This is a genomic window from Psychrobacter sp. MES7-P7E (genome assembly GCF_002863645.1).
Lineage (GTDB): Bacteria > Pseudomonadota > Gammaproteobacteria > Pseudomonadales > Moraxellaceae > Psychrobacter.
Window position 1 is genome coordinate 16652 of sequence record NZ_PJBU01000086.1, and the last position, 13887, is coordinate 30538.

Annotated in this window: 12 protein-coding genes; 3 read left to right on the top strand and 9 right to left on the bottom strand. The window is 44.6% G+C overall.

Going from position 1 to position 13887, the window contains the following annotated elements:
- Positions 1–82 precede the first annotated feature (82 nt).
- The 5 genes from CXF62_RS06340 to ilvA all read right to left on the bottom strand — a co-directional run bounded on the left by CXF62_RS06340 (position 83) and on the right by ilvA (position 5160).
- Positions 83–811 (bottom strand): YdcF family protein, encoded by a 729-nt coding sequence (locus CXF62_RS06340; RefSeq protein WP_228153184.1) that lies wholly within the window; start codon positions 809–811, stop codon positions 83–85.
- Between the two features lie 49 nt (positions 812–860).
- Positions 861–1901 carry a UDP-N-acetylmuramate dehydrogenase gene (gene murB / locus CXF62_RS06345; protein WP_257020010.1) on the bottom strand — a complete coding sequence of 347 codons (1041 nt, stop codon included), beginning with the start codon at positions 1899–1901 and terminating at the stop codon, positions 861–863.
- Between the two features lie 315 nt (positions 1902–2216).
- Positions 2217–2717, bottom strand: coding sequence for a low molecular weight protein-tyrosine-phosphatase (locus CXF62_RS06350; protein WP_102093410.1), 501 nt, complete (start codon positions 2715–2717; stop codon positions 2217–2219).
- 207 nt (positions 2718–2924) lie between these two features.
- Entirely contained in the window at positions 2925–3353 is a 429-nt protein-coding gene (locus CXF62_RS06355) for an RNA-binding S4 domain-containing protein (protein ID WP_057760405.1), read from the bottom strand.
- Positions 3354–3597: 244 nt separating this feature from the next.
- On the bottom strand, positions 3598–5160 hold the full coding sequence (gene ilvA / locus CXF62_RS06360; protein WP_102093412.1) for a threonine ammonia-lyase, biosynthetic: 1563 nt from the start codon (positions 5158–5160) through the stop codon (positions 3598–3600).
- Positions 5161–5466: 306 nt separating this feature from the next.
- Here ilvA and rpiA point away from each other — a divergent pair, with 306 nt between their 5' ends.
- The gene (gene rpiA / locus CXF62_RS06365; RefSeq protein ID WP_057760400.1) at positions 5467–6126 is read left to right on the top strand and encodes a ribose-5-phosphate isomerase RpiA; all 660 of its coding nucleotides are present in this window, start codon (positions 5467–5469) and stop codon (positions 6124–6126) included.
- 136 nt (positions 6127–6262) lie between these two features.
- Here rpiA and argF read toward each other — a convergent pair whose 3' ends face one another.
- The 3 genes from argF to dnaB all read right to left on the bottom strand — a co-directional run bounded on the left by argF (position 6263) and on the right by dnaB (position 10091).
- A complete protein-coding gene (gene argF, locus CXF62_RS06370) occupies positions 6263–7186 on the bottom strand; it encodes an ornithine carbamoyltransferase (protein WP_057760398.1) in 924 nt (307 codons plus the stop codon).
- A gap of 216 nt (positions 7187–7402) precedes the next feature.
- Entirely contained in the window at positions 7403–8509 is a 1107-nt protein-coding gene (alr, locus tag CXF62_RS06375; RefSeq protein ID WP_102093413.1) for an alanine racemase, read from the bottom strand.
- Between the two features lie 178 nt (positions 8510–8687).
- Complete coding sequence (dnaB, locus tag CXF62_RS06380) at positions 8688–10091, bottom strand: replicative DNA helicase (RefSeq protein ID WP_057760393.1); 1404 nt, start codon at positions 10089–10091, stop codon at positions 8688–8690.
- A gap of 297 nt (positions 10092–10388) precedes the next feature.
- Between dnaB and pdxA the strand changes: the two genes are divergently transcribed.
- Complete coding sequence (gene pdxA, locus CXF62_RS06385; protein ID WP_102093415.1) at positions 10389–11489, top strand: 4-hydroxythreonine-4-phosphate dehydrogenase PdxA; 1101 nt, start codon at positions 10389–10391, stop codon at positions 11487–11489.
- 161 nt (positions 11490–11650) lie between these two features.
- Here the strand turns inward: pdxA and CXF62_RS06390 are convergent, their stop codons facing one another.
- Positions 11651–12430, bottom strand: coding sequence for a transglutaminase-like domain-containing protein (locus CXF62_RS06390; protein ID WP_102093417.1), 780 nt, complete (start codon positions 12428–12430; stop codon positions 11651–11653).
- 520 nt (positions 12431–12950) lie between these two features.
- On the opposite strand from CXF62_RS06390, the gene rsmA reads away from it, so the two are divergent.
- Positions 12951–13814 carry a 16S rRNA (adenine(1518)-N(6)/adenine(1519)-N(6))-dimethyltransferase RsmA gene (rsmA, locus tag CXF62_RS06395; RefSeq protein ID WP_102091795.1) on the top strand — a complete coding sequence of 288 codons (864 nt, stop codon included), beginning with the start codon at positions 12951–12953 and terminating at the stop codon, positions 13812–13814.
- Positions 13815–13887: the final 73 nt, after the last annotated feature.

Here is a 13887-nt window from a genome sequence, read left to right on the forward strand (position 1 = left end):
TTATACACCCATCACAAATGTAGTGGATGTTCGGTAGCATTTAGGATGAGTTTCTCAATGGTATCGTATATATCTTTAACGTTTATTCGTCAGAGTTTTTTGCGGCATTGCCTCTTGGGGTCAATAGCTGCTGTGAAGTCACATCTTTGGCATGGCGGCAGTCCATCTGTGGACGTATCACATCGCGCAGGTAGGCTGCGACCTCATAGACAGCGCGCCTTGAGTGACTTAAGTTGTACGCAGGCTTCATCCAGTCGCGTCTTACTGGCAGTGGCGCAGGAAGTGGTGTGCTATTGATACCGTTTAAGGCAAACTGTCTGCGTGCACGTGCCATATGATAGCTGTCAGTAATCAAATATACATGGCGTAGCGGAATGCGTTTGGCTGTAAAACGGGCGTTTTCACATGTATTCATGCTGGCATTTTCACTGATCAGTCCGTCGATACCGTGTTCCATCAACCATTGACCGAGCCATGGAGCTTCAGCACCACTCAGTACGATCGGTAGAGGTAAGTCATGGTAAGCGCCTGCAGCGGTACGGGCGCGATTGAGGCTATAACGATTCAAGATAATTTGGTTGTTGTGGTCGTTGGTCAGACCGCCGCCTAAGACTACATAGGCAGTAGGCGGTGAGCTCATGGCAGCAGAAGGCATATCAGGTAGTGGCAATAGAGAAAAGATATAAACGATTGCTTGCGAAAACAGCGGAGTAAATAGGCTAATAATCACTAAAATGACAGACGTGGAGCCTAGTATAAAAGTAATATTGATAATGCGAAAAAGCGTCACCATGCGTTCAGAAAACCGCAAGTAATATCGCCATAATCGTTTAGATAATAGCCGCTTAGACCATGATTTTTTAGGCCACATGCTCAGCATATCCAATTGAGCCATCAGCATTTACCCAGACTGGCTCACGTGACAATTGAATGGCAAATTTTTCATAGACAGTAGCAGCGATATGTTTCTGCGCTATGGCTACATCTTCTTGCGTGGCTTGCTGAGGCGTATGGTTGGTCAGTACTAGTGCTTGCTGCTTGTGTGTAAAAATAGGTGCAATGCCGCCGCCTTTTAACCCTGCTTGTTCAATGAGCCAACCTGCAGCAACTTTTATCGTTGCATCAGGCATCGCATAACCAACGATAGCTGGATAAGTTGTTTGCAGCGCTGTGAACTGCTCCTGAGCGATAATAGGGTTTTGAAAAAAACTGCCACAATTAGGTAGCTGTTTTGGGTCTGGCAGTTTTTGTTGTCTAATATCTATAATGGCTTGCATAACATCATGAGGCATCGCTTGCTCGCGCCCTTGTTGCTCCGCATAGCGCTGCGCCACAGTCTGTACATCGCCATAACTGGCTAGAATATTGGCAGGATCAGTATGTAATCTGAAACCCACACGACTAATAAGCCATGTGTTTGGTGTGCGTTTAAAGATACTGTCACGATAGCCAAATTGACAATCGGCAGCTGATAAATGGTGCCAAGTTTGTGTCGGCAAATGATAGGCGCGTACATACTGTAAGCGGTCTTCTAATTGTACGCCGTATGCACCGATATTTTGTATGGGTGCTGCGCCCGTCAGGCCCGGTATTAGTGCAAGGTTTTCCAATCCATACCAACCTTGATTGACCGTATGTACGACCAAATCATGCCAGTTCTCACCAGCCATTACCTCGATATCAACATAATTGTCGGTTTGATTGGTCAGATGAATACCACGCATCTTTGGCTGCAATACTATAGCCTTCAACGCGGCAGGCAATAAAACATTGCTACCGCCAGACAGTACAAACAGTGGTAGCTTGTCTGCTGTATCCTCTATATAAGCTGCCATAAAATCATCAAGCTGCGCTTCATTCTCTAATGTCACTACAGAGTCAGCAACACAAGCCAATGCCATAGTATTATTATGTGACAAATCGATTGAATCATTAACTACGGCAGTCGCTGAAACATTCGAAACATCAGAGCTGATGGTAGACTGAGTACTGTGGTCAAGGCGTGAAGCTTGGGTCATAACATAGCCTATGTGGCAAAAGGATAATAAATGATAAGGTAGTTATAGTTGTTTCAATTTAAAAGAGATACAAAGCAACTGAGTGCAGACGTAACTGTGATACTTCAAGCGAGGTTAACGCTGTAGCTCTTTTATAGAAGATTAACCTTATTATAGAGGATACCGGATGCAAGAGTAGCAGAAATATAGACGGTATGGCTAGCAGGCTTTCCAGCTTTCTATCCAAGCTTGGGCGCTTGATTCGATACGCTCGATCACTTCTTCAAAATCATCGTTATCGCCCTTATAGGGATCTGGCACATCACTGCCGCAATAGGTAGGGTCTTCTTCACTGAACAGTGCTAGTGTTGCCAAATTATCCTCTGACTTTGCTGTAATGCTGTCTTTAATAGCTTGTAGATCAGCTAGATTCTGTGAATCCATGGCTAAGATTAAATCAAAATCACGAAAGTCATTGGCACTGACTTGACGAGTGACCAGCTTATTAATTTTGTAGCCGTGTGACTTAGCATGACGTTGTGAGCGAGCATCAGGCGCACTACCAACGTGCCAATCACTGGTGCCTGCTGAGTCTACTTTTATAGATAGTCCAGCAATCGCTGCTTGCTGACGAAAAACTTCTTCAGCAGTAGGGGAGCGGCAGATATTTCCTAAACATACCAATAATACAGACGAGGGAGTACAGGCTTTCATCAGCATAATATGACCTTCTATAACAAAAAAAACATGCTATAAGAGACCAGCATTGTTAATGCGGCTTTTATTAGCATGCAATCGATTGAATCAGCTGCTAGCGTAACGCTTAATGCTTGGAATGGCAAGGATAGAGACTAAACAATAGCGTCATTTAACAATGGAAATTTGGCCATATGATGCATGGCCAAAAGGTGAGATAGTGAAACGGTTTTAATCTTGATTACTTTTAAAACGCTGTAGATCGCGTCGCTCTTTTTTGTTGGGTTTGTTGTCAGGACGAGCAAGGTTGGCCAGTTTGCGCTGTTCGGCATAGTAAGCACGGCGCGTCTCGCTTTCTTTGGTCTCTGAATATAGTACCTCAGCGGCGGTCGCATTGCCACGCTGTGCAGATAGCGCCTCAACAACGACCGTCTTTTCAGTCATAGCGGTCGCTGAGCCTTGGCGAATGGTTAGCTCATCTCCGACTGAAATCTCTTTACTGGTTTTTACCCGGCTACCGGCATAGTGTACGCGTCCACTTTCAATCGCTTGTTTGGCTAGGGTGCGTGTACGATAAAACCTAGCTGCCCATAGCCATTTATCGAGACGGATTTTCACCAAACCTTGGTTATTATCATCAGCATTAGCATTTTTCTTCATAAGAGTCACTCTGCATTCGTTTTTATATTAAATCATAGTTTTATATAAATAATATTAGGGCAACTTTACTATTTGCAAATGTATTTTTGTGATTGTAGTGCTTAGGACGTGTTCCCAGTTCAAACGTTTATCACCATTTTTAAAATAGGGACATTCCCTAGTATCGGGTTATATGATGCAAAAAGCGGCTAATCATAAGAGAAGCCGCTTTTGTTATTCATCTTAGGAACATACTCTTAAGAGGTTATCTTAAAAACAACTGATAGCCAATGTTGTCATTGACCGTGGCACAGTCATAACCAATATCTAAAAGCGCGTCTTGTAGCTGACGAGAGTTACCTTCAGAGGCTTGCAGGCCAACCAGCACACGACCTTCAGCAGCACCATGGTTGCGGTAATGGAATAAAGTAATATTGAAGTCATCACCCAATTTTTCTAAGAACGTTAGCAATGCGCCTGGACGTTCTGGGAATACTACTTGTAGCAATTGTTCGTTTTCGACATGAGCATGACCACCAATCAAATGACGAATATGTGATTTGGCGATATCATCATCAGTCAGGTCGTGAGCAGTGTAGCCATCGTCTGACAATTGGTTACTGATGGTTTGACGCTCTTTTTCGCCTTCTTTTAAAGCGATACCTACGAAGATTGAGGCAGGCTCCATTGAGTCTGGTGACTTTTTGCTGTCAGCACGGTAGTTAAACTCTGTGATGTTACGGCCATGTAGACTGCGACAGAAGTTCAAAAAAGCGCCTGTTTGTTCAGGAATAGTAACCCCAAAGATGGCTTCTTTTTTCTCACCGATTTCGGTACGCTCAGCGATATAACGCAGGCGGTCAAAATTCATATTGGCACCGCAAATGATACCGACGCAGTTTTTATCTTGAATATTATTGGCTTCGATATATTTTTTCATACCAGCGACTGACAACGCGCCAGCAGGCTCAACGATACTGCGATTCTCTTCAAAGATATCTTTGACAGCCGCACACACTTCATCATTGGTACAAGTGATCACTTCAGGCTCAACGATAGGGCCTGAGTTATCGCTTTTTTGCGTACGGACGACATCAAAAGGCAATTCACCAATCTGCGCGACTGCCACCCCATCGACGAACAATCCTACTTGCTCAAGTTTGACACGTTCACCTGTTTCAAGTGCTGCTTTTAGACAAGCTGACTGCTCGGCTTCTACCGCAATCACTTTGACATGTGGTGCCACTTCACCTAAAAATGCGGCCACACCTGAAATCAGACCACCACCACCAACGGCAACGAATACATAGTCCATATTACGCCACTGCTGGGTCAGCTCAAGACCGATGGTACCTTGTCCTGCGATGACCAGTTCATCGTCATAAGGCGGAATAAAGGTCAGTCCTTCGCGTTCAGCGCGGTCAATCGCATAGCGGTTTGCTTGATCAAAACTATCACCGTGCAGATCTACATTGCCACCAAGTGCTCTTACCGCATCCACTTTGATGTCAGGAGTCGTGGTTGGCATAACGATGATGTTATTTAGTGATAATTTGCGTGCAGAGTAAGCCACGCCTTGCGCATGATTACCTGCTGAAGCACAAATCACGCCACGCGCTTTTTGCTCATCGCTCAACTGACTGATGCGGTTATAGGCACCGCGCAATTTAAATGATTTGACCGGTTGTAAGTCTTCACGCTTAAATCTAATGTCATTGGCAAAACGTTGGGTCAGCTTGGGCGCCGTTTCAAGTGGTGTTTGAATAGCAACGTCATAGACGGTGGCTTGTAAGATGGCTCGTACCCAGTGTGACAGCTGTGACAGCATAGTAATCCCTAAACAGAGTGAATATAAAAAGTATAAATGAATATAAAAACGAAATAGATTAGCCTATGCCGATTTTTAGTATCTTGCAAGACTCAATTGCAGTTTTCTTTGGATTTCGTGCTCGAATTTACATGAAGTGCAAGTATTTACCTAAGTTAAGCCTGAGCTAGGCACGATAGGACTCACAAATTAGCGTCATGATGCGCTAACATCCATTAATATCATCGGTTATAATAGCCGCGCATTTTATCTGTTTTAGCCTTTTACTTTTTTTAAGACCATACGTTTATTTTCCAAGGATTTATGATGAGTGATCAGCAAGCACAAAAGCAAGCCGCGGCCAAAGCTGCTCTAAGCTATATCGAAGACGATATGATACTTGGGGTAGGGACAGGTAGTACGGTCAACTGTTTGATTGAGTTGTTGCCACAATTGAAGCTTGCTGGCGCTGTCGCTAGCTCACAGGTGACAGAAGACAAACTTCGTGCGCTTGGTATCGAAATAGTCGATTTAAACTTTGCTGGTACATTGGATGTTTATATCGATGGTGCGGATGAAGTCAATGAACACTTGCAACTTATCAAAGGCGGCGGCGGTGCATTGACTCGCGAAAAGATTGTGGCAGCCGCTTCAAACAAGTTCGTCTGTATGGTCGATGATAGTAAAAGTGTTGATATATTAGGTCGCGCGTTTCCAGTACCGATTGAAGTATTACCACAAGCACGCTCTTATGTGGCTCGCCAATTGGCCAAATTAGGCGGTGAGCCAGTATATCGTGAAGACTTTGTCACTGATTATGGTAATGTCATTCTAGATACTTATGATTTGGATGTGAGTAATCCAATCGCGCTCGAAAAAGAGCTAAATAATATCGTAGGTGTGGTCTGTAATGGTATCTTTGCAGCAAACCAAGCAGACGTTTTGCTAAAAGCAGGTGCTAATGGCGTGACAACGCTCACGCGTTAAACTATCTTTGAATCATTTGTATAACCAAAAAAGCCGTCCAGATCTGGACGGCTTTTTTATTTGAGAACTTATTTAGGAGGGTACTAGCAAGTTATTTTACTATTGATCTCACTGTCTTTTTACAGAATAGTCTAAGTTATGCAGGTAACTTGATTTTGTCTTTAAGTAAAAACTCCATCAATGCTTTTTGGGCATGTAGGCGGTTTTCAGCTTCATCCCAAACGACAGAGCGTGGGTCATTAAGCATATCATGAGAGATTTCTTCGCCGCGATGGGCTGGCAAGCAGTGCATAAACACCACTTCAGGGTCGGCTTTGTCTAATAGAGACGGCGTCACTTGATAAGGGGCAAAACGACGTGCACGTGTGTTTTGCTCTGACTCTTGCCCCATGCTTGCCCACACATCGGTGACAATTAAGTTAGAATCTTTTGCTGCATCTTGTACGTTTTCTACCAGACTGACGCAGTGTGAGAAGCGCTCCATAAGTTTCGGATCAGGCTCAAACCCATAAGGCGCTGCGACACGTAATTCGAAACCAAACTGATTAGCAGCTTGCATAAATGATGAGCACATATTATTGCCATCACCGACCCACGTGACGATCTTATTTTCGATACTACCGCGATGCTCGTAATAGGTCTGCATATCAGCAAGCAACTGGCATGGATGATAGTCATCGGTCAACGCATTGATAATCGGTACGCTTGAGTATTCAGCAAAGGTTTCAACTTTTTCGTGCCCAAAGGTACGAATCATAATGATATCTACCATACTAGAAATCACGCGTGCTGAGTCTTCTAATGGCTCGCCGCGACCGAGCTGCGTATCGTTTGGTGATAAAAATATGGCGTTACCACCAAATTGACCCATACCGGTCTCAAACGAGATACGGGTACGCGTTGAAGATTTTTCAAATATCATGCCAAGCGTACGACCAACAAAAGGCTGGTATATCTCGCCTGCGTGTTGCATCTTACGCAGTTCGCTTGCGCGTTTGATTAAGTTTTCTAGTTCTTGTTTGGTTAAATCAGATAAGGTTAAAAAATGGCGCAAACTCATAGTAATCCTAGCAGTCGATCGCAGTCAGTGAAACGTCATCAGTCTTCAATAGCATCGCGTCAGTGCGTTACTGGGTTGACAACAAACTTTTAGTATAGCGTATTTACTTTCAATGTAAACGTTCATTTTTATCAAGATCAAATGGCTTGCCAAATAGACCGAAATCACCTTAGCAAGCCACAATATCTTATATGCTAATGACTGTGCCGCTAATGATTATGCCTGTGTACGGTTTGGACGTATGCTAAGGCGACATAATAGCTCATAGCTAATCGTCCCAGCATGACCTGCGACTTCATCGACACGCGGCGCATCGCCCCAGAGCATGACTTTGCTATCTATAGCAAGACTCTCAGGTGCGCTACTGATATCAATGACAATCATATCCATAGCCACGCGCCCAATCACTGGGCAGCGGTAGCTTTGGCTGTCGTTAGCATCGATGACAGTGACATACGCATCATCAGTGACCACACGTGGATAGCCATCTCCATATCCAACGCTGACCAACGCCGTTCTGGTATCTTGCTGCGCACGCCAGCGGCTACCATAGCCGATCGCATCATTTGCGCTAACGGTTTGTAGAGCAATGATTTGAGCACTAAATTCCATCGCGGGCTGCAAGTTTAGTTCTTGTGCGCTTTTATCAACCACAGGCGAGCTACCGTATAAAATAATACCTGGACGTACCCAATCATAATGATGTTCTGGGAAGTTGACGATACCAGCAGAGTTGCATAATGAGCCTTGGATATCTGGGCTAATGGTGTCTTTCAAAGTCGCTAGTACGCTTGAGAAGCGCTCAATCTGCATCGCATTTAATGGGTGATCGTGGTCATCAGCATTGGCGAAATGCGTGGCTAGAATCAGCTGATAACCCGCTTCATGTAGGCGTTTTGCTGCTGATAGCACACCCTCAGCATTGAAACCCAAACGGTTCATACCTGTATTGTATTTGAGCCAAGCTACTCTAGTTGCACTGCCAGCTGGTGGGATATTTTGTAGTGCCCATTCTAACTGTGGTCCGTGGTGAATCACGCAGCTAATCTCATGATCAATCGATTGCTGCCACTCATCAGCGCTAAACGCACCTTCTACTAGACCGATGGTTTTCTCCCAACCTAACTGTCTGGCTTCTAGCGCTTCAGTCAACGTAGCGACACCGATACCATCTGCTTGCTGCAGGGCTGGCAAGACTGCCGCTACGCCATGTCCGTAAGCATTGGATTTGACCATAGCCAATACCTTAGACTGAGGTGCTCGTTGTTTGACTTGATTTAGGTTATGAGTAAGGGCTTTTGGTTTTATAGTAATTGTGCGCATAATCGCCTTCTTTATGAGTAGAATTATGAAGTTATAAAGCCAGCACTGCATCGATTGAGTTGATGCGGTACTGGCTATTGTATTAAAACTGGTTATGTAAAATTATTCATTAACCTATAATTGAAACTGAGTCTATATAAGGCTTAGTCTTTGTTAGGGTTAAATTTTATAAGGTTAGTTACTCATCATTCTCAAAACTCACGCCTTGATAGTACTCTGGCGTTAGATTGATAAAGCGGGTAAATTGACCTTCAAAGCCTAGACGAATAGTACCGATAGGACCGTTACGCTGTTTACCAATGATGATTTCCGCCACGCCTTTGTGGTCCGAGTTTTCATTATAAACCTCATCACGATAGATGAACATAATCAAATCGGCATCCTGCTCAATCGCACCAGACTCACGTAGATCCGACATGATAGGACGTTTATTTGGACGGTTTTCTAGACTACGGTTAAGCTGTGACAATGCAATCACGGGACATTCAAGCTCACGTGCCAGTGCCTTTAAACTACGAGAAATCTCGGAAATCTCGCCAACACGGTTACCATCTAGACTTGGTACTTTCATCAGCTGAAGATAATCGACTACGATAGCACCCAAGCGACCATCATGGTTTTTGGCGATACGGCGGCAGCGGGAACGCATCTCAGACGGCGGTAGGGCAGTACTGTCATCAATATATAAATGCTTTGATTGCAAATGTTGAATGGCATTCATCATCTTTGCCCATTCATCTTCGTTCATTTGCCCAGAACGCAGGTGCGTCTGGTTAATCGCGCCCCATGAGGACAGCAGACGCATGACGATAGATTCTGCAGGCATCTCCATCGAAAACACGACGACTGGCAAATCTTCATTGAACAAAATCCCTTCTGCCAAGTTCATCGCAAAAGTGGTTTTACCCATCGAAGGACGCGCAGCAACAATAATCAAGTCACCCGCTTGTAGGCCTTGGGTTTTGTTATTCAATTCAGCAAATGGTGTCTGCAAACCAATCATGCCGTCGGGATTAGATTTTAGCTCTTGAATCTTATCGATAACATTGGTTAAGACAGAAGTGATACCAACAGGTCCGCGCTGTTCCGCACGTTTGTTATGCTGCTCATTGATACTAAATATCTTGCCTTCGACATTGTCTAGAATGTCGCTAACGCTTTGGTCTTTTGGATTATAGGCAAGTGTCAGCATGTCATTACCAGTGGTAATCAGTTGACGCAGCGTTGAGAGCTCACGCACACGCTGGGCGTAGGCAGTCAGGTTAAATAAGGTCGCAGGACTTTGGCTCAAAATATCGGCCAAATAACTGTCACCACCTGCGCCTTTTAGTAGCTTTTGCGCTTCTAACCAGTCGTGTACCATGACCGTATCATAAGGCTCATTCACTGCCGCCAAATGAGCAATGGCATCAAAAATGTATTGATGTCGCCCAGCATAAAAGTCATCTTTGGTGACAATATCGGCAATCTTGTCGTACGCCTCTTCGATACTCATCAAAGACGCGAGCAATGCCTTTTCAATATCAATATTGTGCGGCGGTGTCTGATTGAGTAAGTCGTCGGTTTTGTCGTTTTCTGCCATGAGTGCCTAATGAGTTAAAATGGGTATGAAAAAAGATGTCGATGATAGAGCAATACAAACGTAGCGCGCCTCTACGATAGAAGTACCAAAACGCGGTCTCAGGTTTGTCTGTAAATGCTACAATCAGATGCGAAAGTTTAACACATAATGTGGTTTTTTAGACTTGATAAAGCACTAAATATGAAGTGATTGTTTTTCATGAACTAAGAAATACCATAAAGCATCTAATTGTAAAAACTTAAAATATTAATTATAAATATAATAAAATCAGTAATTTAAATAAAAAAGGCTATTGTTATGACAGAAGAAAAGCGCCCGCTATTAATCACCACAGGTGAGCCTGCAGGTATTGGCATGGACGTAGTGCTAGGATTAGCAGCAGAGGGTAAGTTACAAGACTTTGCTCGACCAATTTGGGTGACTGCTGATGCTAAAGCCATGCAAACTCGTGCGGAGGAATTGATTGCAGCTGGCGTGCTCAAAAGCATACCTAGCTGGCATACTATCAATACAGATATAAATACCGATAATTTCGATGTTAACTTGGTAGAGCAGATATCGCAGCAAGATATAGACGCTGATAGTGCTTTCATCCTACTGAGTATTCCTTGTGCCGCACCAGTTGTCTGCGGGCAAATCAATATCGCTAACTCAGCGATGGTGGCTCAGCAGTTAGATATTGCTCATAAACTGGCAATAAATAATACAGTCGCTGCCATCGTCACTGGGCCATTGCAAAAATCAGCGTTGATAGATGCTGGTATCAAGCTATTAGATGGCACCATGTTTAGTGGTCATACCGAGTTTTTCATGCAGCAAAGTGGCTGTGAAAAAGTCGTCATGATGCTTGCCAACCAAGCGATGAAAGTCGCGCTTGTCACTACGCATTTACCATTAAAGGACATCCCTGCTGCCATCACCGCGGAGAACGTGCGCCAAACGGTACAAATTGTCATCGATGATATGCGAGAAAAGTTTGGTCTCGCGCAGCCTCGCATCTTGGTTTGCGGCCTCAATCCACATGCAGGCGAGGGCGGGCATTTGGGGAGCGAGGAGATTGAGATTATCAATCCCGTGTTGCAAGAATTCATCGATGCAGGCGTCAATATATCAGAGGCGATGCCAGCGGATACGTTATTTACCACCAGACATTTAGCAAACTGTGATGCGGTCATTGCCATGTATCACGACCAAGGATTGCCAGTATTAAAATCGCACGGTTTTGGCGATACGGTCAATCTAACCTTGGGCTTGCCTTATATTCGTACTTCTGTCGATCATGGTACGGCGCTAGACTTGGCAGGAAGTGGCGGTGCGAGTGCGACTAGCTTATATCAAGCACTAAATATGGCTAATGAGATGGCTGATAAATCACTTATCGATGTACCTGCTGTATAAATCAGTGCTTATAGATATTTTTCACATAGTACTTAATAATTTTAGTATCAGTAATGCCTATCTAAAAAGGCAGCCACTTAAGACGATTTAGTAAAGCTTTTATCGTGCATGAGGAACAGCATCTGTCTTAAACACAGGCTCGAAAGCCTAGGATCAGGACCCTAAGCTTGTCTGGTTACGGATACCGATTGGTTGATCAGATCCATGGATCCGAACGAAGTTAAGAACGCGACGCTGGACGCATCGGACCCAACACCGATGCGGGCCATTGTGTCGGCATCTGCCATGCCAGTCGGATCAATGAGGTGCCAGCTCCCTTCAAGATAGACCTCGGCCACGGCATGAAAGTCTTGTGGTGTCATATCGGGCGCATAAACGCTCACAAACCTAGCTGGTATCGACGACGCGCGCGCTAGGGTTACGAGAACATGCGCAAAGTCGCGGCATACGCCCTGACGTTGAGCAAAGCTGTCAAGCGCGGTGGTTTGTGCATGGCTTGATCCGGGTACGTAGCTAAATGCCGACTCGATCCAGTCGCGCATCGCGGCAATTCGTGCGCCGCCAGCGAGATTGCCAAACTCGGCGTCCACGAAGGCATGGAACTGTTCTGACGGGCAATAGTGAGACGGCATTAAATGCCTGATCGTCTCTCCGGGCAAAAGATGCAGGGGCGTTTGGGACAGTACCGATATGTCTAAGGCAGGACGGTCAACGGCGATTTCTGCGAGATAAGTGCAGCTAAAATCCCCTTCAGCGTGAATCCAAATCCGCTCTCCTATGCCATCATCGGCGGTAACCCGTGAAAAATGCGCAACGTCTGATGTCCAAATCTCGGCTGACCGTACCCGTTGATCCGCAAGATCAGCAGCTTCGATCTGAAGCAAAAGATCCATTGGCTCTGAGAGTCGATAATGGAGGGTGACGTTAAGTTTCAGGATCATATGTGAATTCCCTAAGGGTATTTATCTGGCGGGCTGACGATCGCGTAGGGCTGAACCGCCTCGACTATATCAGAGACTGGCTTACTTTACTGGAGTCAGACAGCAATGCCTGACAGGGTTAAATTATCATAATAGCGCTTTTCAAACTCAAAAGGTGAAACATAACCAATTGCGTTATGCAGTCGGGCTTTATTAAACCTGAGAAGTGTCAGAAATTGATTAATTATCGATTTATTTTTACGCCGCAATCGTTATGATGACTCCATCTTTGTACCTGTTTCTGTCTGCTAGCACTTGATTTGACGCTGCCATTTAGCATAATCAGAGTTTATATTATATGGATGTAGGGATAAAAAGTTACCGAGTCAGTTACTCAAAAGCATGGCTCGTCTATCGATAATAATTATTCAAAAACACAGCCTAATTATGAGCTGTGCTATAATTTGTTATTATAAAGTCAGTATATCGCTGCCATGACATTATCATCGCCCATTTATCTTTTATACATTAAGACTCTTTTATGTCCAAAACTTCATTTGATGCTCAAACTATTTCTAACAGCTTGCGTGCTGCCAAACATCAGCCGCGTAAGCGCTTTGGCCAAAACTTTTTGCATGATACCAGCGTCATTCGCGAAATCGTCGAAAGTATTCGTCTAGAGCGCGATGACAATTTGATCGAGATTGGGCCTGGTATGGGCGCATTGACCGAGCCGTTATTAGCAGAAGTGGATGCGATGACAGTGGTGGAGCTGGATCGTGATTTGGCAGATAGCTTGCGTATTCGTATCGGTGCCAATAGCCATCCAAACTTTGAGATTATCAAAGACAATGCGATGCATGTGGACTACCGTGAGCTATATAGTGAAGAGCGCGGTAAGCTGCGCGTAGTGGGCAACCTACCGTATAACATCTCAACGCCTATCTTATTTCATCTGCTTAGCTATGCCGATGTGATTCAAGACATGCATTTTATGTTGCAAAAAGAAGTGGTCGAGCGTATCACAGCCGACGTGGGTAGCAAGACTTATGGCCGCTTGTCGGTCATTATGCAATATCACTGTGATACAGATTACTTGCTGACCGTTCCTCGCGGTGCGTTTAATCCACCACCCAAGGTGACCAGTGCTGTCTTCCGCCTGACACCGCATATCAACAAACCAGTAGTCGCAAATGATGAAGAGCACTTTGCTATTGTCGTGCGTGAGACTTTCAACCATCGTCGCAAGACGCTACGTGCTATCTTCAAAAAATCAACGTTGCTACCGACATTGAGCGAAGACGATTTTGAGGCTTGTGGTATTGATCCGCAGGCACGACCTGAGACATTAAGCGTCACAGACTTTGTGAACCTAAGCAATCATTCACAACAGCTAGACGTATAATGTATTTTTGATACATAAAAGCATGCTACTAACCGTCAATTATAATGGCGGTTTTTTATGCTTTATTTTTATG

Excerpts from the sequence above, each read along its gene's own strand:
- murB (WP_257020010.1), bottom strand. The coding sequence starts at position 1,901 with ATGGCATTGGCTTGTGTTGCTGACTCTGTAGTGACATTAGAGAATGAA.
- CXF62_RS06350 (WP_102093410.1), bottom strand. The coding sequence starts at position 2,717 with ATGCTGATGAAAGCCTGTACTCCCTCGTCTGTATTATTGGTATGTTTA.
- CXF62_RS06355 (WP_057760405.1), bottom strand. The coding sequence starts at position 3,353 with ATGAAGAAAAATGCTAATGCTGATGATAATAACCAAGGTTTGGTGAAA.
- ilvA (WP_102093412.1), bottom strand. The coding sequence starts at position 5,160 with ATGCTGTCACAGCTGTCACACTGGGTACGAGCCATCTTACAAGCCACC.
- rpiA (WP_057760400.1), top strand. The coding sequence starts at position 5,467 with ATGAGTGATCAGCAAGCACAAAAGCAAGCCGCGGCCAAAGCTGCTCTA.
- argF (WP_057760398.1), bottom strand. The coding sequence starts at position 7,186 with ATGAGTTTGCGCCATTTTTTAACCTTATCTGATTTAACCAAACAAGAA.
- alr (WP_102093413.1), bottom strand. The coding sequence starts at position 8,509 with ATGCGCACAATTACTATAAAACCAAAAGCCCTTACTCATAACCTAAAT.
- dnaB (WP_057760393.1), bottom strand. The coding sequence starts at position 10,091 with ATGGCAGAAAACGACAAAACCGACGACTTACTCAATCAGACACCGCCG.
- pdxA (WP_102093415.1), top strand. The coding sequence starts at position 10,389 with ATGACAGAAGAAAAGCGCCCGCTATTAATCACCACAGGTGAGCCTGCA.
- CXF62_RS06390 (WP_102093417.1), bottom strand. The coding sequence starts at position 12,430 with ATGATCCTGAAACTTAACGTCACCCTCCATTATCGACTCTCAGAGCCA.
- rsmA (WP_102091795.1), top strand. The coding sequence starts at position 12,951 with ATGTCCAAAACTTCATTTGATGCTCAAACTATTTCTAACAGCTTGCGT.